At 71.4% G+C, this 25,422-nt stretch carries 22 protein-coding genes; 4 read left to right on the top strand and 18 right to left on the bottom strand.

Annotation, left to right across the window (positions count from 1 at the left end):
- Positions 1–10: 10 nt before the first annotated feature.
- From ABZ857_RS20840 to uvrA, 11 genes are all read right to left on the bottom strand, one after another.
- Positions 11–358: an RNA polymerase-binding protein RbpA gene (locus ABZ857_RS20840; RefSeq protein WP_079319880.1), complete on the bottom strand. Its 348-nt coding sequence runs from the start codon at positions 356–358 to the stop codon at positions 11–13.
- Between the two features lie 75 nt (positions 359–433).
- Positions 434–664, bottom strand: a complete 231-nt coding sequence (gene secG, locus ABZ857_RS20845; protein ID WP_357045202.1) for a preprotein translocase subunit SecG — start codon at positions 662–664, stop codon at positions 434–436.
- Positions 665–788: 124 nt separating this feature from the next.
- On the bottom strand, positions 789–1,568 hold the full coding sequence (gene tpiA, locus ABZ857_RS20850; RefSeq protein ID WP_357045204.1) for a triose-phosphate isomerase: 780 nt from the start codon (positions 1,566–1,568) through the stop codon (positions 789–791).
- Positions 1,569–2,756, bottom strand: coding sequence for a phosphoglycerate kinase (locus tag ABZ857_RS20855; RefSeq protein ID WP_357045206.1), 1,188 nt, complete (start codon positions 2,754–2,756; stop codon positions 1,569–1,571).
- Positions 2,756–3,760, bottom strand: a complete 1,005-nt coding sequence (gene gap / locus ABZ857_RS20860) for a type I glyceraldehyde-3-phosphate dehydrogenase (RefSeq protein ID WP_357045208.1) — start codon at positions 3,758–3,760, stop codon at positions 2,756–2,758. Before gap ends, ABZ857_RS20855 begins: the two co-directional genes overlap by 1 nt.
- 296 nt (positions 3,761–4,056) lie before the next feature.
- On the bottom strand, positions 4,057–5,037 hold the full coding sequence (gene whiA, locus ABZ857_RS20865) for a DNA-binding protein WhiA (RefSeq protein ID WP_079319876.1): 981 nt from the start codon (positions 5,035–5,037) through the stop codon (positions 4,057–4,059).
- A 63-nt stretch (positions 5,038–5,100) separates the two neighbouring features.
- Entirely contained in the window at positions 5,101–6,138 is a 1,038-nt protein-coding gene (gene yvcK, locus ABZ857_RS20870) for a uridine diphosphate-N-acetylglucosamine-binding protein YvcK (protein WP_357045209.1), read from the bottom strand.
- A 162-nt stretch (positions 6,139–6,300) separates the two neighbouring features.
- Positions 6,301–7,170 carry an RNase adapter RapZ gene (rapZ, locus tag ABZ857_RS20875; RefSeq protein WP_357045211.1) on the bottom strand — a complete coding sequence of 290 codons (870 nt, stop codon included), beginning with the start codon at positions 7,168–7,170 and terminating at the stop codon, positions 6,301–6,303.
- 255 nt (positions 7,171–7,425) lie between these two features.
- On the bottom strand, positions 7,426–9,414 hold the full coding sequence (gene uvrC / locus ABZ857_RS20880; RefSeq protein ID WP_357045213.1) for an excinuclease ABC subunit UvrC: 1,989 nt from the start codon (positions 9,412–9,414) through the stop codon (positions 7,426–7,428).
- A 530-nt stretch (positions 9,415–9,944) separates the two neighbouring features.
- Complete coding sequence (locus tag ABZ857_RS20885) at positions 9,945–10,433, bottom strand: Rieske (2Fe-2S) protein (RefSeq protein ID WP_357045215.1); 489 nt, start codon at positions 10,431–10,433, stop codon at positions 9,945–9,947.
- 169 nt (positions 10,434–10,602) lie between these two features.
- Positions 10,603–13,443, bottom strand: coding sequence for an excinuclease ABC subunit UvrA (gene uvrA / locus ABZ857_RS20890; protein WP_357045217.1), 2,841 nt, complete (start codon positions 13,441–13,443; stop codon positions 10,603–10,605).
- Between the two features lie 273 nt (positions 13,444–13,716).
- Here uvrA and ABZ857_RS20895 point away from each other — a divergent pair, with 273 nt between their 5' ends.
- From ABZ857_RS20895 to menC, 4 genes are all read left to right on the top strand, one after another.
- Positions 13,717–14,631, top strand: coding sequence for a maleylpyruvate isomerase family mycothiol-dependent enzyme (locus tag ABZ857_RS20895; protein ID WP_357045219.1), 915 nt, complete (start codon positions 13,717–13,719; stop codon positions 14,629–14,631).
- A 12-nt stretch (positions 14,632–14,643) separates the two neighbouring features.
- Entirely contained in the window at positions 14,644–15,288 is a 645-nt protein-coding gene (locus tag ABZ857_RS20900) for an MBL fold metallo-hydrolase (protein WP_357045221.1), read from the top strand.
- Between the two features lie 232 nt (positions 15,289–15,520).
- The gene (locus ABZ857_RS20905; RefSeq protein WP_357045223.1) at positions 15,521–16,927 is read left to right on the top strand and encodes a gluconate:H+ symporter; all 1,407 of its coding nucleotides are present in this window, start codon (positions 15,521–15,523) and stop codon (positions 16,925–16,927) included.
- 66 nt (positions 16,928–16,993) lie between these two features.
- On the top strand, positions 16,994–18,094 hold the full coding sequence (menC, locus tag ABZ857_RS20910; protein ID WP_357045225.1) for an o-succinylbenzoate synthase: 1,101 nt from the start codon (positions 16,994–16,996) through the stop codon (positions 18,092–18,094).
- Positions 18,095–18,160: 66 nt separating this feature from the next.
- Here menC and ABZ857_RS20915 read toward each other — a convergent pair whose 3' ends face one another.
- The 7 genes from ABZ857_RS20915 to ABZ857_RS20945 form a co-directional block, all read right to left on the bottom strand.
- Entirely contained in the window at positions 18,161–18,457 is a 297-nt protein-coding gene (locus ABZ857_RS20915) for a hypothetical protein (RefSeq protein WP_030507339.1), read from the bottom strand.
- Between the two features lie 101 nt (positions 18,458–18,558).
- Positions 18,559–19,398, bottom strand: a complete 840-nt coding sequence (pssA, locus tag ABZ857_RS20920) for a CDP-diacylglycerol--serine O-phosphatidyltransferase (protein ID WP_357045227.1) — start codon at positions 19,396–19,398, stop codon at positions 18,559–18,561.
- Positions 19,385–20,044, bottom strand: a complete 660-nt coding sequence (locus ABZ857_RS20925) for a phosphatidylserine decarboxylase (protein WP_357045251.1) — start codon at positions 20,042–20,044, stop codon at positions 19,385–19,387. The genes pssA and ABZ857_RS20925 overlap by 14 nt, the downstream gene beginning before the upstream one ends.
- Positions 20,045–20,182: 138 nt before the next feature.
- Positions 20,183–21,196 carry a TerC family protein gene (locus ABZ857_RS20930; protein ID WP_357045229.1) on the bottom strand — a complete coding sequence of 338 codons (1,014 nt, stop codon included), beginning with the start codon at positions 21,194–21,196 and terminating at the stop codon, positions 20,183–20,185.
- A gap of 277 nt (positions 21,197–21,473) precedes the next feature.
- Positions 21,474–22,586 (bottom strand): glycosyltransferase family 4 protein, encoded by a 1,113-nt coding sequence (locus ABZ857_RS20935; protein WP_357045231.1) that lies wholly within the window; start codon positions 22,584–22,586, stop codon positions 21,474–21,476.
- Positions 22,587–22,754: 168 nt separating this feature from the next.
- A complete protein-coding gene (locus ABZ857_RS20940) occupies positions 22,755–24,407 on the bottom strand; it encodes a lipid II flippase MurJ (protein ID WP_357045233.1) in 1,653 nt (550 codons plus the stop codon).
- Between the two features lie 97 nt (positions 24,408–24,504).
- A partial coding sequence (locus tag ABZ857_RS20945) for a hypothetical protein (protein WP_357045235.1) occupies positions 24,505–25,422 on the bottom strand: 918 nt, incomplete at its 5' end.

A 25,422-nucleotide genomic window follows, 5' to 3' on the forward strand; every position in this document is an offset into this window, starting at 1 on the left:
GTCGTCCGGATCAGTAGATCGGGCGGGAGGAGGAGCGCAGCCGCTCCAGCGCCTCGGCGAGGATCTGCGCGCCGTCCTTGTCGCTGCGACGCTCCTTCACGTACGCGAGGTGCGTCTTGTACGGCTCGTTCTTCGGCGGAGCAGGCGGGTTCGACTGGTCCTGCCCGGCCGGCAGTCCGCAGCGAGGGCAGTCCCAGAACTCGGGGACGGCCGCGTCACTGGCGAAGCTCGGGCGCGTCTCGTGCATGTTCGCGCACCAGAACGAGACCCGCACACGGGGGGCGGCCTCGCCGCGTTCGGCCTCTCCCATGGGGCCGGCGCCGACTCGGCTGCCACGGATCGCGTTGCCACTACCCACCGATGAACTCCTTGCTCGATCGCCCCGCGGACGGGGGGAGGTGAATCTCTGTCACGCGTGGCCGGAGGCCGTCCGCTACGGCCTGAGCAGCAGGCCCAGCGCGATGATGCAGACGAACCAGACGATGCCGGTGATGATGGTGAGGCGGTCCAGGTTACGCTCCACCACCGACGAACCGCCGAAGGAGGACGAGAACCCGCCTCCGAACAGGTCGGACAGGCCGCCGCCCTTGCCCTTGTGGAGCAGGACGAGCAGCACCATCAGAGCGCTCGACAGGATGAGGGCGATGGAGATTCCGATTGTCACCGTAGACCTGTTCCTATGTCCGGGCGTGCACGACGCGTTGTGCACGATGCCATCGGCGTGACGATTCAATTGTGTTCTTTGAGGGTACGTCCTGATGTCAAGTCGCACCCCCCAAACGGCTCAGCTAGCCGGCGGCCTCGCCAAATCGGCAGATCTTGGCGAATTCTGCCGCGTCGAGGCTGGCCCCTCCCACGAGGGCGCCGTCGATGTCGGCCTCCGCCATGATGCCGGCGACGTTGTCCGACTTCACCGAGCCACCGTAAAGGATACGGACAACAGAGGCCACATCGGCACCGTAGAGCTCGGCGAGTCGCGTCCTGATGGCGCCGCACACCTCCTGGGCGTCCTTCGGCGTGGCGACCTCACCGGTGCCGATCGCCCAGACCGGCTCGTACGCGATCACGATGGACTTCGCCTGCTCGGCGGGCACGCCCTCCAGCGCGCCGTCGAGCTGCGCCAGCGTGTGCTCGACGTGGCGGCCCTCCTGGCGCACCGGCAGCCCCTCGCCCACGCACAGGATGGGCGTCAGCGAGTGCCGGTAGGCGGCCTTGACCTTGGCGTTGCACAGCGCCTCGTCCTCGCCGTGGTACTGCCGGCGCTCCGAGTGGCCCACCAGTACGTACGTGCAGCCGAGCTTGCCCAGCATGGCCCCGGAGATCTCCCCGGTGTACGCCCCGGAGTCCTGCGCCGACAGGTCCTGGGCGCCGTAGGCGATGCGGAGCTTGTCGGCGTCCACGAGCGTCTGCACGCTGCGCAGGTCGGTGAACGGCGGGATGACCGCGACGTCCGCCTTGTCGTAGTCGCGATCGGTCAGCGTGAACGCCAGCTTCTGCACCAGGTTGATGGCCTCGAGGTGGTTGAGGTTCATCTTCCAGTTGCCGGCGAACAGCGGCTTGCGGGACATCTACTCCTCCAGCGCCGCGAGTCCGGGCAGCGTCTTGCCTTCGAGGTACTCGAGGCTCGCGCCGCCACCGGTGGAAATGTGCGAGAAGCCGTCCTCGGGCAGGCCGAGCCTGCGTACGGCCGCCGCCGAGTCGCCGCCGCCGACCACGGTGAACGCCTTGGAGTTCACCAGCGCCTCGGCCACCGCGCGGGTGCCGCCGGAGAACGCGTCGAACTCGAACACGCCCATCGGGCCGTTCCAGAACACGGTCTGGGCGTCGGCCAGCTTCGAGGCGAACAGCTCCCGGGTGCGGGGGCCGATGTCGAGGCCCTCACGGTCGGCCGGGATCGCGGTGGCGTCCACGACCTCGTACGGCGCGTCGGCGCCGAACTCCGTGGCGGCCAGCACGTCCACCGGCAGCACCAGCTCGACCCCGCGGGAGGCCGCCTCCTCAAGGAAGCCCTTGACCTGGTCGATCTGGTCCTCCTGCAGCAGCGACTTGCCCACCTCGTGGCCCTGGGACTTCAGGAACGTGTAGGCCATGCCACCGCCGATGAGCAGGCGGTCCACCTTGGACAGCAGGTTCGCGATCACGCCGAGCTTGTCGGAGACCTTCGCGCCGCCCAGCACGACGACGTACGGCCTGGCCGGGTCCTCGGTGAGCTTGCGCAGCACCTCGACCTCGGCGAGGACCAGGTCGCCCGCCGCGTGCGGCAGCCGCTTGGGCAGGTCGTAGACGCTGGCGTGCTTGCGGTGCACCGCGCCGAAGCCGTCGCCGACGTAGAGCTCGGCGAGGGCGGCCAGCTTGCCGGCGAACTCGCCCCTGACCGCGTCGTCCTTGGACTCCTCGCCCGGCTCGAAGCGCAGGTTCTCCAGGAGGGCGACCTGCCCGTCCTGCAGGCCCGCCACCACGCTCTGCGCGGACTCGCCGACCACGTCGGTCGCGAACGCCACGTCCTCGCCGAGCAGCTCGGCCAGCCGCCGGGAGACCGGGGCGAGCGAGTACTTCGGCGTGACGGAGCCCTTGGGGCGGCCGAGGTGGGCGGCGACGACGACCTTCGCGCCGCGCTCGACCAGCTTCCTGATCGTCGGCACCGACGCACGGATGCGGCCGTCGTCGGTGATCGTCTCCCCGTCGAGGGGGACGTTGAGGTCGGCGCGCACGAACACGCGCCGGCCCTTCACGTCGAGCTCGTCGATTCCGATCATCAGAGGGAGGCGCCCACGTACTCGATGAGGTCCACGAGGCGGTTGGAGTAGCCCCACTCGTTGTCGTACCAGCCGACGACCTTCACCTGGTTGCCGATGACCTTGGTGAGGCCGGCGTCGAAGATGCAGGACGACGGGTCGGTGACGATGTCGCTGGAGACGATCTCGTCCTCGGTGTAGGTGAGGATGCCCTTCAGCGGGCCCTCGGCGGCGGCCTTGAGCGCGGCGTTGACATCCTCGACGGTGGTCTCGCGGCCGACCTCGACCGTGAGGTCGGTGGCCGAGCCCGTCGGGATCGGCACGCGCAGCGCGTAGCCGTCGAGCTTGCCCTTCAGCTCCGGCAGGACCAGGCCGATGGCCTTGGCGGCGCCGGTGGAGGTCGGGACGATGTTCAGCGCGGCGGCGCGGGCGCGGCGCAGGTCCTTGTGCGGGCCGTCCTGCAGGTTCTGGTCCTGCGTGTAGGCGTGGATGGTGGTCATCAGACCCTTCTCGATGCCGAAGGTGTCGTTGATGACCTTGGCCATCGGGGCCAGGCAGTTGGTGGTGCAGGAGGCGTTGGAGATGATCGTGTGAGCGGCCGGGTCGTACTTCTCGTGGTTCACGCCCATGACGATCGTCACGTCTTCGTTCTTCGCCGGAGCGGAGATGATGACCTTCTTCGCGCCGTTGTCGGCGTGCACCTTGGCCTTGGTGGCGTCGGTGAACAGACCGGTCGACTCGACGACGACGTCAACGCCGAGGTCGCCCCAGGGCAGCTTGGCGGGGTCGCGCTCGGCGAACGCCTTGATCGCCTTGCCGTCAACGGTGATCTCGTCCGCCGAGGACTTCACCTCGTACGGCAGGCGGCCCAGGATGCTGTCGTACTTCAGCAGGTGGGCCAGCGTGGCGTTGTCGGTGAGGTCGTTGACGGCGACGACCTCGATGTCCTTGCCGCTGGCCGCCACAGCGCGCCAGAAGTTGCGGCCGATACGGCCGAAGCCGTTGACGCCTACGCGGATGCTCACGGATCCGATCTCCTCGTACGTCGTGCGCCGGCGTACCGGCGCCAGGGCTGTGTTAAACCTCAATGACAGACCTTATCGGACCCAAATTGGTGTAGACCACCGGGCCACGCTTTGACGGCGTGTCAGGCCGGACGAGCCGGTGAGCGGGCCCTTCCCGCACGACGGTGACCCCGCCGCACCCCTTTCGCGGAGGTCTCGCCCGGGCGCCCGCGGACGCGGGATCGAGCCTCGGGAAGGCGGCACAGCGCACCGTCCGGGCGGCCGAGTCACGCCGGGACGGAACCGCGAAGGCGTCGCTACTGCGCGAGCATGTCGGCGGTGAGGTTGGCCTCGGTGTTGGCGATGCCGAGGTCCTGGGCGCGCTTGTCGGCCATGGCGAGCAGGCGCCGGATGCGCCCGGCGATGGCGTCCTTGGTCAGCGGCGGGTCGGCGATCTGGCCGAGCTCCTCCAGGGACGCCTGCTTGTGCTCCACCCGCAGCCGGCCGGCGATCACCAGGTGCTCGGGGGCGTCGTCGCCGAGGATCTCCAGCGCCCGCTGCACCCTCGCGCCGGCGGCGACGGCAGCCCTGGCCGACCTGCGCAGGTTGGCGTCGTCGAAGTTGGCCAGGCGGTTGGCGGTGGCCCGCACCTCGCGGCGCATCCGCCGCTCCTCCCAGGCCAGCACGCTGTCGTGGGCGCCGAGCCGGGTCAGCAGCGCGCTGATCGCGTCGCCGTCGCGCACGACCACGCGGTCGACGCCGCGCACCTCGCGGGCCTTGGCATGGATCTTGAGCCGCCGGGCCGAGCCGACCAGGGCCAGCGCCGCCTCCGGGCCCGGGCAGGTCACCTCCAGCGACATCGACCGGCCGGGCTCGGTCAGCGAGCCGTGCGCGAGGAACGCGCCCCGCCAGGCCGCCTCGGCGTCGCAGGTGGCCCCGGAGACGACCTGCCGGGGCAGCCCGCGCACGGGACGCCCGTGGTTGTCGATCAGACCGGTCTGCCGGGCCAGTGCCTCGCCGTCCTTGTAGACGCGCACGACGTAGCGCGAGCCCTTGCGCAGCCCCGCCGGGGCCAGGACCAGCACCTCGGCCTTGTGCCCGAAGACCTCGCCGATGTCCTTGATCAGCCTGCGGGCGGTGGCGTTGGTGTCGAGCTCGGCCTCGATCACGATCCGCCCGCCCACCAGGTGCAGCCCGCTGGCGAACCGCAGCAGCGTCGAGACCTCCGCCTTGCGGCAGCAGGGCTTGAGCACCGGAAGGCGGCTCAGCTCGTCTTTCACCACACCCGTCATGGCCATCAGCTCGTGTCCTCCCCCAGACAGACTCTGCCCGTCAGTCTCTCGCACCTGGCGAGCACGCAATCACCGCTTCTCACGGAAAATCTCATCCAGGACAGCGGCAAGACGTGGTCCGTCGTGCCGCGCGGATCCGTCAGAGGCGGCCACATCGGCCAAAACGACCTGGCCGCCCATCGACCCGGCCGCCTTCTCCAGCGCCCTCGGGTCGGCCACCACCCCGGCGTCCGCGACCACCGCGTCGACGACCAGCGCGGGGGCGTGCTCCCTGAGCACCTCCAGGTGCCGTTCCGGCGAGAAGCCGTCGGTCTCCCCCGCCTGCGGCGCGAGGTTGAGGATCACCAGCCGCCTGGCGCTCGTCCCGTGCAGCGCCCGGGCCAGTTCGGGCACCTTGAGATGCGGCAGCACGCTGGTGAACCAGGAGCCAGGCCCGAACACCACCCAGTCGGCGGCCTCGATCGCCTCGATCGCCTGGGGGCAGGCGGGCGGGTCGGACGGCAGCAGCGAGATGGAGCGCACCCGCCCGGGCGTCAGCGCGCAGGCGACCTGCCCGCGCACCGTCGTGATCCTCCCGTCCAGCTCGACCTCCGCCTGGATGTCGAGCGGCACGGAGGCCATGGGCAGCACCCGGCCGTGCGCACCGAGCAGCCGGCCGACCCACTCCAGGCCCACGACGGGGTCCTCCAGCAGCTCCCAGAGCGCGACGATGAGGAGGTTGCCGACGGCGTGGCCGTGCAGTTCGCCCTCGCTCCTGAAACGGTGCTGGACGACCTCGCTCCAGGTCTTGCCCCACTCGTCGTCGCCGCACAGGGCCGCGAGCGCCATCCGCAGGTCACCGGGCGGCAGAACCCCCAGCTCGCGCCTGAGACGCCCGCTGGAGCCGCCGTCGTCGGCGACGGTCACCACGGCCGTCAGGTCGTCCGTGACGGTCCTGAGGGCCGACAGGGAGGCGTACAAACCGTGACCGCCGCCGAGCGCGACGACCTTGGGGCCGCTCGCGGCTGTCGCGGGGTGCGGGGGAAGCGTCGGTCTGCCGGGGGTGGGGGACTTCGGGGGATGATCGGGGGCGGAGGGGTCCGGGGGTTCCGGGGCGGGGTCCTTCATCGTCCTCCTCGCCTCGCCACGAGCACCGCTCTGGAGCCGTGGCGCTCATGTCGTGCTGATCGGTCACGCTCTTCCGGTCACAGGGGGCCGGAACCGGCCGCCGCACATGGCGACGGCCGCCGCGCGGACCCGGCCACGGGCCGGGGGCACGGCCGGCGGCCGTCACTCGCGGCCCACGTCCCGGTGACTGACCTGGACGTCCATGCCGCGCTCGCGCAGGCGGGCGCCGAGCTGCTCGGCCATCGCGACGCTGCGGTGCTTGCCTCCGGTGCAGCCCACGGCGAGGGTGGCGTAGCCCTTGCCCTCGCGCGTGTATCCGGCGGCCACCACGCCGAAGACCTCCTCGTATCCGTCGAGGAACTCCTTGGCCCCGGGCTGGCTGAGCACGTAGTCGCGCACGGGCGCGTCCAGCCCGTTCATCGGCCGCAGTTCCGGCACCCAGTGGGGGTTGGGCAGGAACCGGCAGTCCACGACGAGGTCGGCGTCGACCGGCAGGCCGTACTTGTAGCCGAAGGACACCACGTTCACCTTCAGCCCCGGCCGGTCCTCACCGCCGAAGAACGACACGATCTTCTTGCGCAGCTCGTGGACGTTCAGCAGGGACGTGTCGATGACGAGGTCGGCGTTGGCCCGGACCTCGCGCAGGATCCCGCGCTCGCGGTCGATCCCGTCGACGAGCCGCCCGTCGCCCTGGAGGGGGTGAGGGCGCCGGACGTTCTCGAACCTGCGGACCAGCTCCTCGTCGCTCGCCTCCAGGAACACCACCCGGACGCCGACGCCGCGCCCGTCGAGTTCCTCGATCGCCGCGTTGAGGTCGGTGGTGAAGGCGAGGCTGCGCACGTCGACCACGGCGGCGACGCGGTCGGTCGCCATGTTCACCCGGCCCGCCTCCTCGGCGAGCGAGGACAGCAGCCCCGGCGGCAGGTTGTCGATCACGAACCAGCCGAGGTCCTCCAGAGCCTTCGCGGCGGTGCTGCGCCCCGCCCCCGACATTCCCGTGATCACCACGAATGCCGGCTCAGTCGTGCTCATCGCCCGCTCACCGCCTTGCCGCCCATGTCAGCTCGCCCAACGTCAGCCCTGTCCGCCGTCCGCGCCGGAATGGCCGGCCCGCCCGCCGAAGACCGGATCCCTTCCCCGCGGGAGGGACCCTCTGGTGCCGGAGCATGACACCTCTTCACCTGATCGCGCCACCGCCACGCCGGGCGACCGCGACGGCGCCCTCCCCGCTGCCCTGCCTGCTGCCCTGGCCGGGACGAGGCATGCCGAGGTGCTCGCGCGGGCACCTCACGACCCCTGCCCCGCCGGGGACGGGCTCTCACCGCGCAGCGCCGCGACGATGGCCTCGGCGGTCGCTCGGCCGATGCCGGGAACCTCGCGGATCTCCTCAGCGGTCGCCTCCCGCAGCCGCTTCACCGAGCCGAAGTGACGCAGCAGGGCCTGACGGCGTGCCGGGCCCAGGCCCGGCACGTGGTCGAGCGCGCTCTCCTTGAGCGATTTCGACCTCTTCGTCCGATGGTAGGTGATGGCGAACCTGTGTGCTTCGTCGCGGACGCGCTGTAACAGGTAGAGGCCCTCGCTGCTGCGCGGCAAAATCACCGGCTGGTCGTCGCCGGGCAGCCAGACCTCCTCCAGCCGCTTGGCCAGCCCGCACACCGCGACATCGTCGATCCCGAGCTCGTCCAGGGCGCGCTGGGCGGCCGCCGCCTGCGCCGGGCCGCCGTCCACCACCACGAGGTTGGGCGGGTAGGCGAACTTGCGGGGGCGGCCGGTCTCCGGATCGATCGGCGTCCCCGCGCCGCGCTCCACCTCACCATGCCCGGTCGCGTCGTACTCGGCCGCGTCATCCCCGGCCGCGTCGTCCGTCTCCGCGTCCAGCTCGCCCGTCGCCGCCCGCTCTTCCAGGTAGCGCTTGAAGCGCCGGCAGATGACCTCGTAAATCGAGGCGACGTCGCCTTCCGCGCTCCTGATGGAGAAGCGGCGGTACTCGCTCTTGCGGGCCAGGCCGTCCTCGAAGACCACCATCGAGGCCACGACGTTCTCGCCCTGCATGTGCGACACGTCGTAGCACTCGATCCGCAACGGCGCCTGGTCGAGGTCGAGGGCGTCGGCGATCTCCTGCAGCGCCCGGCTGCGGGTGGTCAGGTCGCTCGCGCGGCGCAGCTTGTGCTGGGCGAGCGACTCCTTGGCGTTGCGCTCCACGGTCTCCATGAGGCTCTTCTTGTCGCCTCGCTGGGGAACGCGCAGGTCGACGCGGGAACCCCGCTGCTCGCTCAGCAGCTCGATCAGCGCGGCCTCGTCCGGGGGCCGTGCCGGCACGAGGATCTCGCGGGGGATCGTCGCCTCGCCGTACATCTGGAGCAGGAACTGCTCCACCAGCTCGCCGGGGCCGGCCTCGTCGACCTTGTCGACCACCCAGCCGCGCTGCCCGCGGATCCGGCCACCGCGCACGTAGAAGACCTGGACCGCCGCCTCCAGCGGGTCGTCGGCGAGGGCGATCACGTCGCAGTCGGTGTCGTCGCCGAGCACGACCGTCTGCTTCTCGAGCGCCCGTTGCAGCGCCTGGACGTCGTCGCGCAGCCGCGCGGCTCGCTCGTACTCCTCCACGGCCGCCGCCTCGCGCATCTCGCGCTCCAGCCGCTTGATGAAGCGGCCGGTGTTGCCGGCCATGAAGTCGCAGAAGTCCTCGGCGAGGGCGCGATGCTCCTCCGGGGTGACCCGGCCGACGCAGGGCGCGGAGCACTTGTCGATGTATCCCAGCAGGCAGGGCCGCCCGATCTGCCCCGCCCGCTTGAAGACCCCCGCCGAGCACGTACGTACGGGGAAGACGCGCAGCAGCAGGTCGACGGTCTCCCGGATGGCCCAGGCGTGCGAGTAGGGGCCGAAGTAGCGGGTGCCCTTCCGCTTGGCCCCGCGCATCACCTGAACCCGGGGGAAGTCCTCCCCCATCGTCACGGCCAGGTACGGGTACGACTTGTCGTCGCGGTACTTGACGTTGAACCGGGGGTCGAACTCCTTGATCCAGGAGTATTCGAGCTGGAGCGCCTCGACCTCGGTGCCGACCACCGTCCAGTCCACGGACGCCGCGGTCGTGAGCATGGTCTGCGTCCGCGGGTGCAGGCCGGCGAAGTCCGCGAAGTACGAGTTGAGCCGCTGCCGCAGGCTTTTCGCCTTGCCCACGTAGATCACCCGGCCGCCCGGGTCGCGGAAGCGATAGACGCCTGGCGACTCAGGAATCGAACCGGGCGCCGGTCGATAGGTTGCCGGATCCGCCACACCCAAAGACTACTGGGCCCCGCCGACATTCCCGGCGTCCCCGGCGGGCCCGGTCACGGCGGGCCCGGTCACGGCGGGCCCGGTCACGGCGAGACACGCGATCGCCTTTACGGCGTAGATCAAAGCCGTGGCGGGCTCAGCCGAGTTCGGGAAGACCCGGTCACAGGTCGCACCGGTGAACGTGAGCCGGCCTGGCCCGGACGACGACCGGGGCCGCCGCGCCCGGCGCTCTCCCGGATCGTCCCGCGGCGGCCGCACCGGCCCGGTCGAGGTCGCGTCCCCCTGCTCGCGAGAACTCCGCACGCTGCTTCGCGTCGCACGGTTCCCGCGGGCCGAGGGGTTTTCGCAGAAGGGTTTCTGGCGTGGTTCTCCCGGGCCGGGGAGCCGGAGCCGTGGTGACCGCCGCCGCCGTGCGGGCTTCCCCCGCGCGACGGCGGGCGTGTCTCTTGGCACCTTCGGGCGAGGACGTGCTCGCTCGCCTGCGGCCACCAGGCACCGAACGTGCCCGAACAGCAGACCCGGTAGCCCCGTCAGGCGAGGGTGATGCTGTCGCCGCTCACCGTGATCGCCTTCTCGGCGAGCGGCTTGGTCGCCGGGCCGTTGGTCACCGAGCCGTCCTTGGCGCTGAACTTACTGCCGTGGCACGGGCAGACGATCTCGTTGTTCGAGACGCTGGAGACCGGGCAGCCCTGGTGGGTGCACTTCGCGCTGAACGCCTTGAACTGGCCGGCCTCCGGCTGGGTGACGACGACGTCCTGGTCCTTGAAGACCTTGCCGCCGCCCTGGGGGATGTCGGAGGTCTTCGCGAGCTCGCCCCCGCCCTGTGCCGTTTGAGACTGGGCCGTTTGAGACTGGGCCGCCTGAGACTGGTCGCTCTGGGACTGGCCGCCCTGGGACCCGCCCTGGCCCGCCGACGCCGTCATGTCGTCCCCGTCGGAGGCGCCGCACGCGCTCAGCGCCACGGCCAGCCCGGCGCCTCCGGCACCGAAGATCACGGCTCGGCGTGTCGTATCCGTCATGCTCATCCTTCCCTGATGCGGCGGCCCGGGACGTCCACGGCCCCGGGTCCTTCCCCTGTGCGACGCGTCACCCTGTGTGTCCTCAGGTACGGCCATCACCCCGTGGCCGGTTCAGAGTGACGCGGTCTGTCAGGACGAGAAGAGTAGGGAGAAATAATGAGACGAATACTCATACGCCCAAGATCTTGCGGAGGAAGCCGCCGGTGTGGCTCTCCTCGACCCGGGCGACATCCTCGGGCGTGCCGGCGGCGATGACCCTGCCACCTCCGGATCCGCCCTCGGGCCCCATGTCGACGATCCAGTCGGCGGTCTTGATGACGTCGAGGTTGTGCTCGATCACGATGACCGTGTTGCCGGCGTCCACGAGCCGGTTGAGCACGCCGAGAAGCCGGCGGATGTCCTCGAAGTGCAGGCCGGTGGTGGGCTCGTCCAGCACGTAGACCGTGCGGCCGGTCGAGCGCCGCTGCAACTCCGAGGCGAGCTTCACCCGCTGCGCCTCGCCGCCGGACAGCGTGGTCGCCGGCTGGCCCAGCCGTACGTAACCGAGACCCACGTCGTTGAGGGTCTGCAGGTGACGGCGGATGGCGGGGATCGCCTCGAAGAACTCCAGCGCCTCCTCGATCGGCATGTCGAGGACCTCGGAGATCGTCTTGCCCTTGTAGTGGACCTCCAGCGTCTCCCGGTTGTACCGGGCGCCGTGGCAGACCTCACAGGGGACGTAGACGTCCGGCAGGAAGTTCATCTCGATCTTGATGGTGCCGTCGCCGGCGCACGCCTCGCAGCGCCCGCCCTTGACGTTGAAGCTGAACCGGCCCTGCAGGTAACCGCGGACCTTCGCCTCGGTCGTGGCCGCGAACAGCTTGCGCACGTGGTCGAAGACGCCCGTGTACGTCGCCGGGTTGGACCTCGGCGTACGGCCGATCGGCGACTGGTCGACGTGGACGACCTTGTCCACCAGGTCGGTGCCGACCACCCGGGAGTGCCGTCCCGGCACGGTCTTGGCGCCGTTCAGCTCCTTGGCCAGCGCGGCGTACAGGATGTCGTTGACCAGCGTCGACTTGCCGGACCCCGAGACGCCGGTGACCGCGGTGAAGACGCCGAGCGGGAACTCGACGTCCACCCCCTTCAGGTTGTGCTCGCGGGCGCCCTTCACGACGAGCTGCCGCTTCTTGTCGCGCGGGCGCCGGATCTCCGGCACGGTGATCGCCCTGCGGCCCGACAGGTACGCCCCGGTCAGCGACTCCTCGCTGGCGAGCAGCTCCTGCACGGTGCCGGACACGACGACCTGGCCGCCGTGCTCGCCCGCGCCGGGGCCGATGTCGACCACCCAGTCGGCGGCGGCGATCGTGTCCTCGTCGTGCTCGACCACGATCAGCGTGTTGCCCATGTCGCGCAGCCGGATCAGCGTCTCCAGCAGGCGCTGGTTGTCCCGCTGGTGCAGGCCGATGGACGGCTCGTCCAGCACGTACAGCACGCCGACGAGGCCGGAGCCGATCTGGGTGGCCAGCCGGATCCGCTGCGCCTCGCCGCCCGCCAGCGTGCCGGCGGCGCGGTCGAGCGTGAGGTAGTCGAGGCCGACGTCGAGCAGGAAGCCCAGCCGGGCGTTGATCTCCTTGACCACCCGCTCGGCGATGTGCATGTCCCGCTCGGACAGCCGCAGGCCGGACAGGAACTTGGCGCAGTCGGCGATCGACATGCCCGAGACCTCGGCGATGGAGGCCTCTCCGACGGTCACGGCCAGCGAGACCGGCTTGAGGCGGCGGCCCTTGCAGGCCGGGCAGGGCACCTCGCGCATGAAGCCCTCGAACCGCTCCCGGCTGGCGTCGCTCTCCGACTCGGCGTGCCGGCGCTGGACCCAGGGAATCACGCCCTCGAACTCGGTGTAGTAGGACCGCTGCCGGCCGTACCGGTTGCTGTAGCGGATGTGGACCTGCTCGTCGTGGCCGTGCAGGATCGCCTTCTGCGCCTTCTTCGGCAGCCGCTCCCACGGGGTGTCGAGGTCGAAGCCCAGCGCGTTGCCCAGCGCCTCCAGCAGCCGCACGAAGTAGTCGCTGGTGTGGCCGTTCGCCCACGGGCTGATCGCGCCGTCGCCGAGCGTGCGCTCGGGGTCGGGCACAAGGAGGTCGGGATCGACCTCCATGCGCGTGCCGAGGCCGGTGCACTCGGGGCAGGCGCCGAAGGGCGAGTTGAACGAGAACGACCGGGGCTCCAGCTCCTCGAACGACAGGTCGTCGTAGGGGCAGTAAAGGTGCTCGGAGTAGAAGCGCTCACGGTTGGGGTCGTCGTCCGGCAGGTCGACGAAGTCGAGCGTGATCGTGCCACCGGACAGCTGCAGCGCGGTCTCCACGGAGTCGGTGAGCCTGCGCCTCGCGCTCTCCTTGACCGACAGCCGGTCGACGATCACCTCGATGTCGTGCTTCTCGTACTTCTTGAGGGTGGGCGGCTCCTCCAGGCGCACGATCGTGCCGTCCACGCGGGCGCGGGCGTAACCCTTGGTCTGCAGCTCGCGGAACAGCTCCGCGTACTCCCCCTTGCGGCCTCGAATGATCGGGGCCAGGACCTGGAAGCGGGTGCCCTCCTCCAGTTCGAGCACACGGTCCACGATCTGCTGCGGCGTCTGGCGGGCGATCGGGCGCGCGCACTGCGGGCAGTGCGGCTTGCCGATGCGCGCCCACAGCAGGCGCAGGTAGTCGTAGACCTCCGTGATCGTGCCGACGGTCGAACGGGGGTTGCGGCTGGTGGACTTCTGGTCGATGGAGACGGCCGGGGACAGGCCCTCGATGAAGTCCACGTCGGGCTTGTCCATCTGACCCAGGAACTGCCGGGCGTACGCGGACAGGGACTCCACGTACCGCCGCTGTCCCTCGGCGAAGATCGTGTCGAAGGCCAGGCTGGACTTGCCGGAGCCCGAGAGCCCGGTGAAGACGATCAGAGCGTCTCGCGGGAGGTCGAGCGAGACGTCCTTCAGGTTGTGTTCGCGTGCGCCACGCACGATCAGGCGGTCAGCCACGGTGGTCCCGATAGGTCGATGAGGTGAATGGAGGTGCACGGGCAGGCTATCCAGAGCCACCGACAATTTCGGGGGGCATCGTCCGGCGGCCGGAGGGGGCGGCCCCGCGTGCTTCCGTGGGACACGCTCCGTGAACCAGAGTATGAGCTTCGTCAAACCCGCGCCCGGCATCCGCGCGAAACCCCTGCTCATACAACCGCCGGGGCCGCCGTCCTCTTCCCCGCGCGGGCAGTGGGACGGCGGCCGGGGGCTCCAGGGGCCATGATTCTTTCCATGTCCGTTATCGACGAGATCGAGCGGGAGCTGGCCGAGGCCACCGAGCGCCTGCTGGCGACCGCCGCCCGCCTCACCGACGAGGATCTCCGCGCGCCGTCCCTGCTGCCCGGGTGGACGAGGGGGCATGTGCTCACGCACGTCGCCCGCAACGCCGACAGCTACGTGAACCTGCTGGCCTGGGCGCGCACAGGGGTGCGCACCCCGCAGTACGCCTCGGCGCGGGCCCGCGAGGCCGGCATCGAGGCGGGCGCCGGCCGCCCGGCCGGAGAGCAACTCGCCGACCTGCGTGACAGCGCGGACCGGTTCGCCGTGGCGGTCAGGGAGATGCCCGCCGGGGCGTGGACCGCGTCGGTCTCGGGGATGAACCCGCCTGAGCACCCCGCCTGGTACGTCCCGATCCGCCGGCTCAGGGAGGTCGAGGTGCACCACGCCGACCTCGGGGCAGGCTACGGATGGGCCGACTGGCCCGAGACGTACGTGAGACGAGAGCTGTACGACACGATGCTCTGGCTCGGCGACGAGAGCCCGGTGGGCGAGGTCGTCGCCCGCGACCCGGACACCGGCGAGGTCCTGGGGATCTGGACGGGCCTCGGCGACGTCCCGGCGGTGGAGGGGACGCCGCGCGAGCTGCTCGCGTGGCTCGCGGGCAGGACCGACGGCGCGGGCCTGCGGCTCACCACACCGCGGTCGCGCGACCGGCACGACACACCCGATGCGCGCCTCCGGCACGACGAACCCAATGCGCGCCTCCGGCACGACGAACCCGATGCGCGCCTCCGGCACGACGAACCCGATGCGCGCCTCCGGCACGACGCTGCCGGGAGGCTGCCGTCCCCGCCGCCCTGGCCGAAGCCGTCACCGGCGGCGCTGCCCGCCGAGCCACCGTCGTCCTGGCCGCCCGCCGGGAACTAGAGAGGAAAGATCATGACCTACACCGGAAACGTCACCAAGGGCGGACCCGCCGACGTACGCGAGGTCCCCGGGCTGACGATCTCGAAGATCGAGGTCGGCGACTTCGGCAACAACGCGTACCTGCTGCGGTGCGCCGAGACCGGCGACGGGCTGCTGATCGACGCGGCGGCCGAGCCCGACCGGCTGCTCGACCTCGTCGGCGACATGCCGATCAGCTCGATCGTGACCACCCACCGGCACCCCGACCACTGGATGGCCCTGGAGGAGGTCGCCCGGGTCACCGGCGCGCAGACCGTCGCCCACCCTCTCGACGCCCCCGAGCTGCCGGTGAAGGTGACCAGGGAGGTCGAGCACGGCGACCGGGTGACGGTCGGCGTGGTGACGCTGGACGTCATCCATCTGCGCGGTCACACCCCCGGCTCGATCGCGCTGCTCTACCAGGGCCGCCACCTGTTCACCGGCGACTCCCTGTTCCCCGGCGGCGTCGGCAACACGCAGAAGGACCCGGCGCGGTTCGAGCAGCTGTTCACGGACGTGGTGGAGCGGATCTTCGACCGCCTGCCGGACGAGACGTGGGTCTACCCCGGCCACGGCAGGGACACCACGCTCGGCGCCGAGCGGCCGCACCTGCCCGAGTGGAAGGCCCGCGGCTGGTGACGTACGCCTGACGTACGCCCGGACGGCCGGCGTCCCGCCGCGGGAAGCCGGCTCGTCCCGGCGCCCCGGTTCCGTCAGCCCGGTTCCGTCAGCCCGGTTCCGTCAGCCCGGTTCCGTGAGCCGGGGCGCGTGAGCCGGTTCGCGTGATCCGGTTCGCGTGATCCGGTTCGCGTGATTCGGGGGGCTTGTGCGGGGCAGCGGCTACCGCACGGACCGTCGGAGGAGCCCCCGGATGACCCCCTTCGTGACCCCCCTCGCGAGCGCGGCCGCGTGGAGCGGCCACGACACCCGCCTCATCGTGGCCGCCCTGGCCGGCATCGCGGTCATCGTGCTGCTGATCACGAAGCTGCGGACCCACCCGTTCCTCGCCCTCGCGCTCGGCTCGGGCGTGCTCGGCCTGGTGGCCGGCATGGCCCCGGACAAGCTGATCGACAGCTTCTCCGCCGGCCTGGGCTCGACCGTGGCCGGCGTCGGCGTGCTCATCGCCCTCGGGGCGATGCTGGGCAAGCTGCTGGCCGACTCGGGCGGGGCCGAGGAGATCGTGGACGGCATCCTGCGCCGCAGCGGCGACCGGGCCCTGCCGTGGGCGATGACGCTGATCGCGGTGCTCATCGGACTGCCGATGTTCTTCGAGATCGGGCTGGTCCTGCTGATCCCCGTCATCCTGCTGGTGGCCCGGCGGAGCGGCCGTCCGCTGCTGCTGATCGCGGTCCCCGCCCTGGCGGGCCTGTCCGTCCTGCACGGCCTGGTGCCCCCGCATCCCGGGCCGCTGGTCGCGATCGACACGCTCAAGGCGGACCTCGGGCTCACGCTCGGGCTGGGCCTGCTCGTGGCGATCCCGACCGTGATCGTGTCGGGCCCGCTGTTCGCCAGGCTCGCCGCCCGGTGGGTGCGGCCGGCGCCGCCCGAGCGCCTCGAACGCGAGCAGGCCCCGAAGCCGGAAGACAGGGAACCGGAGGACCGAGACCGCCCCCGGCCGGGGTTCGGCCTCACGGTGGCCACGATCCTGCTGCCGGTCGTGCTGATGCTGGGCCGGGCCGTCGCGGAGATCGTCCTGCCGAAGGGCCACGCGGTGCGCACGGTGTTCGAGGTCCTCGGCACCCCCCTGATCGCCCTGCTGATCGGGGTGCTCGTGGCGATGTTCACGCTGGGCCGGGCCGCGGGCTTCGGCCGGGCCCGGATCTCCTCGGCGATCGCCGACTCTCTGCCGCCGATCGCCGGGATCCTGCTCATCGTCGGCGCGGGCGGCGGGTTCAAGCAGACCCTGGTCGACTCGGGCGTCGGCAAGGTCATCGGCGAGGCCGCGCAGAGCGCGAGCGTGCCCGTGCTCGTGCTCGGCTGGCTGATCGCCGTCGGGATCCGTCTCGCCACCGGGTCCGCCACGGTCGCCACGATCTCCGCCGCCGGGATCGCCGCGCCGCTGGCGGCCGGGCTCTCCCCCGCCCACGTCGCCCTGCTCGTGCTCGCCATCGGCGCCGGGTCGTTGTTCTTCTCCCATGTGAACGACGCCGGGTTCTGGCTGGTCAAGGAGTACCTCGGGATGTCGGTCGGCGAGACCGTCAGGAGCTGGTCGATCATGGAGGCGATCATCTCGGTGGTGTCGTTCTGCTGCGTGCTCCTGCTCGGGCTGGTGCTCTGAGGACCTCCCGGGACCTCCGTATAGTGGTCGGCGCAAGCCGTCCTTCCCCTGGAGCCCGGGCACCTCATGGAGATCACTGGAATCGAACTGCGCCGGATCGCGATGCCGCTCGTCGCGCCGTTCCGGACGTCGTTCGGCACCGAGACCACCCGCGACGTCCTGCTGGTGCGGGTGGTGACGCCGGAGGCCGAGGGCTGGGGCGAGTGCGTGGCGATGTCCGAGCCGCTGTACTCCTCCGAGTACGTGGACGCGGCGGCCGACGTGCTGCGGCGTTTCCTGATCCCCGCGCTCCCCCGCGGGCTTGACCCGCAGGCCGTCGGTCCCGCCCTCGCGCCGTTCAAGGGCCACCGGATGGCCAAGGCGGCGCTGGAGGCCGCGGTGCTCGACGCGTCGCTCCGGATCACAGGTGAGTCCTTCGCCCGCTACCTCGGCGCCACCCGCGACCGTGTCCCCTGCGGCGTCTCGGTCGGGATCATGGGTTCGGTGGCCGAACTGCTCGACACCGTCGGGGCGTACGTCGAGGAGGGGTACGTACGGGTCAAGCTGAAGATCGGGCCGGGGTGGGACGTGACGCCGGTCCGCGCGGTCCGCGAGCGGTTCGGGGAGGAGCTGCTGCTCCAGGTGGACGCCAACGCGGCCTACACGCTCGCGGACGCCCGGCATCTGGCCCGGCTGGACGACTTCGATCTCCTGCTGATCGAGCAGCCACTGGCCGACGACGACCTCGTGCAGCACGCCAGGCTCGCGCGGTCGATCCGCACGCCGATCTGCCTGGACGAGTCCATCGAGTCGGCCGCCCACGCCGCGGCGGCGATCAGCCTCGGCGCGTGCTCGGTCGTCAACATCAAGCCGGGCCGGGTGGGTGGTTACCTGGAGGCCCGGCGCATCCACGACCTGTGCCGTGCCCACGGCGTCGCGGTCTGGTGCGGCGGCATGCTGGAGACCGGCATCGGCCGGGCGGCCAACGTCGCGCTGGCCGCGCTGCCCGGCTTCACGCTCCCGGGCGACACCTCCGCCTCCCGGCGCTACTTCCACACCGACGTGACCCCGCCGTTCGAACTGGACGGCGGGCACCTCGACGTGCCGGACGGCCCGGGGCTGGGCGTGGACCCGGTCCCGGACGTCCTGGACAAGGTCACCACGGCGACGGAGTGGATCCGCCTGTGACCGGCCCGAACCGGGCAGGCCTCGCCGAGAGCCCAGTCAGGCGTCGCCAAGGGCAGGGGCGACCCGTCAGGCGTCGCCGAGAGCAGGGTGCGGCCGGGGCTCGCCGGTGGTGAAGACCTTCACGATGCGGTCGGCCGCGAGAGCGGGCTCCTCCGCGCTCTCCACGACGTCGCCCCAGGACCAGCGGTAGAACCACCCGTCCGACATCGCGACGCAGTCCACGGTCTCGGTGAACAGCGCCGCGTCCGGGTCGCGGACCTTCAGCGACGGCGGGTCGGGGCGCAGGGAGGCCTCCAGCCCCCGCAGCTCAAGCTCCCTTGCCAGCTTGCCGAGGAAGTACGTACGGGTGTGCTCACGAGGCATGGCGACCAGGGCTCCATTGGACTAGGCGTTATCTCCACGTGATTGGCCCGGGCCCAAGGTGGCGGGCCCCAGCCGACCGGGGCCCTGTCCGTGCGACGACGTCAGCCCGCGTTCTCCGAGCGTCGTTCCCTGCGCTGCTGCTGTTTGAACATGAGAACGCGAAGCGGAATGGCGGAGACGATCGCGATCTGCATGGTGGCGCCCACCTTGATGAGCTGGTCGCCGCCCGCGAGACCGGCCGCCCAGATCGTCAGGCAGGCCACGTTGATCAGCATCCAGGCCAGCACGACGGCGGCCAGGTTGCCCTTCGGCTTGGGGTATTCGATGCGGCTGACCATGAGCCAGGCCACGGCGAAGATGGCGGCGATCGTGACGTAGTTCGGCTGGAAGAGCAGCACGATCGACACCACGGTCATCGCGCCCATCGGGATCGGCAGGCCCATGAAGTCGCCGCTCTTGGTCTTCACACAGGCGAAGCGGGCCAGCCGTACGACGCCGGCGAGCAGGACCGACCCGGCCGCGCACAGCACCAGCCACAGTGGGAGCTTGCCCGAGAAGCCGGCCCAGATCATCACCATGAAGGCGGGCGCGAAGCCGAAGCTGATCACGTCGGCGAGGTTGTCCAGCTCGGCGCCCATCGCGGACGCGCGGAACTTCCTGGCCACCAGGCCGTCGAACAGGTCGCAGGTCGCGCCGATGAGCAGCAGCACGACGGCCGTCCCGAAGAAGCGTGGATCGGGGACGAACTTGACGTCGGCCTGCAGGTTGCTGATCGCCGACCAGGCGAGAACGCAGACGGCGAGGAAACCGCTGAGCGCGTTCCCCAGCGAGAGGGAGTCGGCGGCCGACAGGCGGAAGGCCTTGCCGACGGGCCCGCGTGGCTCCTCGGCCGCCTCCTCCACCGGCCAGGCGGCTCCGGCCCCGAGGTCAGATGTGGTCAAGACGTGTCACCCCCGCGACGGTCCGGGTGCCGACGGTGACCGCCGGCGTGATGCCCTCGGGCAGGTAGACGTCCACCCGGGAGCCGAAACGGATCAGCCCGACCCGCTCTCCCTGGACGACCTTCGCACCCGCGAACAGGTACGGCACGATGCGGCGCGCGACGGCGCCGGCGATCTGCACCATCTCGATGTCCCCGAGCGTGGTGTCGAAATGCCAGACGACACGCTCGTTCTTGTCGCTGTCCTTGTTGAACGCGGGCACGAAGCCGCCGGGCACGTGCTCGACCGAGGTGACCGTGCCGGCCGCGGGCGCCCGGTTGACGTGCACGTTCAGCGGGCTCATGAAGATCGCGACCCGGGTGCGGCCGTCCGGCCACGGGTCGATGCTCTGCACGACGCCGTCGGCGGGCGAGATGAGCCTGCCCTGGCCGGGCGTGCGCTCGGGGTCGCGGAAGAACCACAGCATCCCGCCGGTGAGGGCGGCGAGCGGCGCCGCGGCCAGCGCCCAACGGGGCGACCTGCGGGTGAGGACGGCGGTGACGGCCGCCGCCGCGGCGGTCGGAGCAAGCCACGGGGACACCCCGCGTGCGAGCCTGACTCGGCCCCGGGCACTTCCCGCGGGCCCGGATTCAGGGCCGCGGGGCAACGATTCGTTGGACACAGATGACCTTTGTACTCTTCTGGCGACTATGGACCGGCATGCGAGCTAACGATCGATATTACCGATCCGGCAGTCAATGCGTGGCACAACGAGAACAAGCAAACAGGGTGAGTGCCCGTTTCGCTAGCCCTGCGGCGCTTCCGCCTGAGACGCCTCCGTCTGGGAGGCTTCCGCCGGAGTAATGGTCCTGTCGTCGCGGCGAGCCTTGATGAGACTGGCGACGGTGGTCACGGCCATGGTCACGCCGATGACCGCCAGCGACACCCAGATGGGGATCTGAGGAGCCCAGGAGACCTCGTTCTCGTGAAGTGCTTCGAGAATCAGCTTAACCCCGATGAAACCGAGGATGAACGCCAATCCGTAGCTGATGTAGACCAGCCGCTGCAGCAGACCGCCGAGCAGGAAGTAGAGCTGACGCAGCCCCATCAGGGCGAACGCGTTCGCGGAGAACACGATGAACGCCGCCTTCGTGAGGCCGAAAATCGCCGGAATCGAATCGAGGGCGAACAGCAGGTCGGTGGTGCCGATGGCGATCATCACGATCAGCATGGGCGTCACCATGCGCTTGCCGTCCACCCGCACGGTCACCCGGGAGCCGACGTAGTCGGGGGTGGTCGGGAAGACCCGCCGGGCCCAGCGCAGGAGGATGTTCTCGTTGAACTCCTCGTCCTCCTTGTTGTGGTCCCGGATCAGCGTGTACGCCGTGTAGATGAGGAAGACCCCGAACGCGTACAGCAGCCAGCCGAAGCGGCTCAGCGCGGCGGCCCCGATGGCGATGAAGATCCCGCGCATGACGAGCGCGAGGACGATGCCGACCAGCAGGACCTTGTGCTGGTAGATCCGGGGCACCCCGAAACGGGTCATGATGATGTAGAAGACGAACAGATTGTCGACGCTGAGGCTGTACTCCGTCAGATAGCCCGCGAAAAACTCGCCACCGGTCCCGGCACCGGCCCAGACCGTTAACCCGATGCCGAACAACACGGCCAGGCAGACGTAAAAACCCACCCAGATGCCGGCCTGCCGCATCGAGAACTCGCGCGGCTCACCACGATCGACGATCCACAGGTCGACGGCGACCACGACGACGAGACCTACGATGACCAGGGCCCACAACCACAGGGGCGCATGTACCACGATTACCTCCGGCGCGCGCTGAACACACTGCCGGAGGTCTCTCCCGCCCGTACGCGCACGGCGGACCGACGGCCCCGGGTGCTGACACCGTGATGACGGGACCGCCGCGAAGGGATACTCCCCCCCAACCCGTCCAGTATATGGATCAGACTTAGCGTCACCTAATCCTTGCCGGAACGTCGGCGCTCGTCGTCGAGAACAGCCGACGGCTCACCAGGCCGACGGTCTTGTGTCACCGGCGCGGGAGGGTGGTCGTACCCTCCGGCCATCCTCGCCGCTACGACGCGAGCCCGTACGCCCCCAGCACCGCCCGCAGCGCCGCGTCCTCGTCGGGCAGTTCCCTGCCCCGGCGTACGGACGCCTCCGCCAGGCGGGCGGCCAGGGCGGGATCACCGAGCAGGCGGCCGATCTCCCGGCTCAGCGCGCCGGGGTCCTGCGGCGGCACCAGCAGGGCCGCCTCGCCCACCATCGCGGGCACGCCGCCCACCCGGGTCGCGATGATCGGTTTGCCCGCCCGCAGCGCCTCCTGGACGCTCAGCGGCTGCCCTTCCCATCTGCTGGGCACGATCACCGCCGTCGCGACCTGGAGCAGGTCGGCCGGCTCGGCCCAGCCGTACAGGACCACGGGCAGTTCCTCGGCGTCGACGCGGGCCTGAAGCTCCTCCCGCAGCGGTCCGTCACCCGCGATCACGAAGACCGGATCACCCTTGTACGGCCCGGCCGCCGCGTCGAGCAGCGTCTCCAGGCCCTTCTGCTGGGCCAGCCGGGCGACCGTGAGCAGGATCGGCCGCTCCCGCGCGGCCTGCGGCGACTGCGCCGCGCCGGGCAGCCGGGCGGCGATCTCGGCCCGCACGTCCCCGGCCGGCCGGGCGGGTTCGGCGAGCGGCGGCGCGGGCACCACCGCGAGGTCCACCCCCCGGGCGCCCCTGGCCCGCATGCGCTCCGCGACGTCCGGAGAGATCGCCAGAACGCGCTCCGCACGCCGGGCGACGATCCGTTCCAGCAGCCGGTAGACCGCGCCGATCGCGCCGCCCGCCGTGACCGCGTTGTGCAGGGTGACCACGAGACGCGGCCACCCCCGCGACCCGGTGAGAGCGAGCGCGGCCAGCGCGCCGGCCCGCAGGCCGTGGGCGTGCACGACGTCCGCGCCACGGGCGAGCGAACGCAGACGCAGAGCGGTCCGCAGGTCGTGCCCGGGGTGCGGCCGGTCGGCGATCTCGACCTCGGCGAAGCCGGCGCCGGTGCCCCTGAAACCGAAGGTCTCCTCGGTGCTGGCGGGACCCGCCACCAGCACGCGGTGCCCCAGCGTGACCAGCCCTCCGGCGAGCATCCGCACGTGCCGGGCCACGCCCCCCACGCTCGATCCCAGCACGAGCACGATACGACTCATGCCACCTCCTCGCCTCCGGCTCGGAGTGGCATGCGCCAGACGCTGTGCCTACTGATTCGCTCGCTACGCTCGCTCATACCACCTCCTCGCCTCCGGCTTGGAGTCCGGTCGTGCCGGAGGCACGCAATCCAGCACCTCGCCAGACGCTGTGCCTACTGATTCGCTCGCTCATACCGCCTCCTCGGCCGACGGGTCCGCCGGGCTCGCGCCTCTCCCGCGTCTCACTCCGGACAGGGCCGCCACCAGGTCCCCGCGGTCCACGAGCGCGGCGACGAGGACGCCCGCGACCACGGCCGTCAGACCGGCCAGGGCGGCCGTCAGGAGGCCGCCCCACGGGCCCTCGCCCACCAGGGGAAGCCGGGCGGCCGCCGCGCCCGCGAGGAAGCCCGCACTCCCGCCCAGCAGCGCTGCCAGACCGGCCCGTGGGACGCCGTGGACGGCCCGCGCCCCGCGCGCCCGCACGACCGAGGCGAGCAGCAGCCCGGCCCCGACCGTCATCCCGGCCGCCTGGCCGAGCGCGAGCCCGCCCAGGCCCCAGTCGGCCGGCAGCACGAGGACGAACACCACCTGGGCCACGGCCACGACCAGCCACCCGGCCACCTGTCCCCTGGCCGCCGCCCTGCCCTGTCCCGCGGCGTACAGCACCCGGCTGAGGTGGGCCACCAGGCCATACCCGATGAGCCCCGGCGCGAACAGCGCGATCGCCCTGGCGAACTCCGCCGCGGCGACCGCCGTGTCGGCCCGGGCGAGGAAGACGTGCGCGACCGGTACCGCAACAGCGGCGAGCGCGCCGGCCGCCAGGCCGCAGACCAACACCACAGCGCGCGTCGTCCGCGCCGCCAGCGCCGCGAAGCCCTCGTCCTCGGCCTGGGCCCGCGCGGCGAGCGCGGGGAACGCGCTGGTCGCGATGGGCACCGCGAGCACGGCGTACGGCACCTGGTAGATCGCCCACGCGTAGTTGTAGGCGGGCAGCACGCCCCCGCCCACGCGGTTGGCCAGGGGAATCAGGATCACCGCGGCGGCCTGCTGGGCGACCAGCGCGCTCAGCCCGGCCAGGGCGAGCCGCCGCACCTGTACGGCGACGCCCTCGGGAAAGCGGAGCGTGGGCCGCCACCGCAGGCCGAGCCGCCATGTGGGCCCGACCACGGTGACGACCAGAGCCAGCACGCCGAGCGTGGTACCCACCGACAGCGCGATCTCGGCCGGTGCGGGCACCGTCGTGAGGTCCTTCCGGCCGCCGCTGAGCGGCCCGAAGGCCAGGTACGCGACGATGACCACCACGCTCGACACCAGCGGCGCCAGCGCCGGCCCCGAGAACCGGCGATGGGCCTGCAGCACGCCGTAGAGCACCACCGCCACGCCGTACAACGGGATCTGCGGCGCGAACACGACCAGCATGCGCGCGGCCACGGCGGCGACCTGGCCGGCGTGACATTCCCCGGTCCCGAAGGCGACGAGCAACCGCGCCAGTGGCGCCGCGACCAGCGCGGTCAGCGCCGCGAGCGGCACCAGCAGCACGAGCACCCAGGTCAGCAGCGCGGAGGCGGTCCGGCCGATCTCCGCACGCGCCCCGCCGTCCGATCTGGCGGCGGCTCCGGCGAGCACCGGGACGACCATCCCTGCGAGCGCGCCGCCCGCCACCACCTCGAAGACGATGTTCGGCACGTTGTTGGCCGTGTAGTAGGCGGTGGCCAGGCAGTTCGTGCCGACCGTGCGCGCGAACGCCAGTTGCTTGCCGAAGCCGGTCACCCGCGCCAGGACCGTGATGACCCCGATGAGGACCGCCGCCCCGGCGATCCCCGCCCCGAGCCGTCTAACCATGCCGCTCAACCATGCCGCTCAACCATGCCGTCCAACCGCTTGACCATGCGAGCGCCGTACGCCTCGGCGATCGGCCGCGCGGCGGGGGTCGTACAGGTCATCCCACCGGCCTGGACGTGCCGGGGGCGGTCTGCGGAGCGCGGCGGCCGAGCATGTCGAGGCGGTTGAGCACCGGGTTTCCGGCGATGACCTTGGTGAAGCTGACCTTCTCCGAGGCGGCGGTGAGAGCGGCGACGACGCCGAGGGCGGCGATCCGGCCGGGCCTGCCGAGCCGGGCCGTGGCCGCCAGTCCGAGCAGCGCGCCGAGCGCGTTCGCCCCGGCGTCGCCGAGCATCGCCCGCTCGCCCAGGTCCTCGGGCAGCAGCGCCGCCGCCGCGCCCAGCGGCACGGCGGTCAGCGCGGCGGCCTGGCGGGAGCGCGGGCCGTACGGCGCGGCGATCGAGGCGGCGAGCAGGGGAACCCCGGCGAGCAGCCCCACCTTGATCGCCCGGCCGGGCCGCAGGTCGAACAGGTTGGCCAGATTGGCGCTGCCGGCGATCAGCGCGCCGTCGACGAGGGTGTCGAAGGAACGCCCCAGCACGCCCTTGCTCTGGGAGTTGCGAGGGCTGAGCGCCGCCGCGGCGAGCCCGGTCGCGCCGATACCGAGGATCTTGACCGCTCCGCTGGTCACCTCGCCGCGCGCGAGCGCGGCCAGATGGCCCTTGAACCCCTTCGACGAGGTCGTGCCGAACAGGTCGTCGTACGCGCCGAGGACGCCGCTGCCCGCACCGGCGAGCACGGCGGCCGCGCGGGCGCGTACGGGAAGGCCGGGGGCGAGGGCGGAGGCGGCGACGGCGCCCGCGGCGAACGCGGGGCCCTCCAGCAGCGTGACAGGCTCACCCCGGTGGTTGACCCGGGTCCAGTACTCGTCGGCGGTCTTCTCGTCGCCGATAGGCGGGCGGCGGCGGAAAGCGGCGAAGGCGGCGCGCGCGGCGGCGGGGGGGGGGGCGGGGGCGGCGGGCGCGGTGGGGGCTGC

The organism is Microbispora sp. NPDC046933 (assembly GCF_040644635.1).
In the GTDB taxonomy this organism is placed as follows: Bacteria; Actinomycetota; Actinomycetes; order Streptosporangiales; family Streptosporangiaceae; genus Microbispora.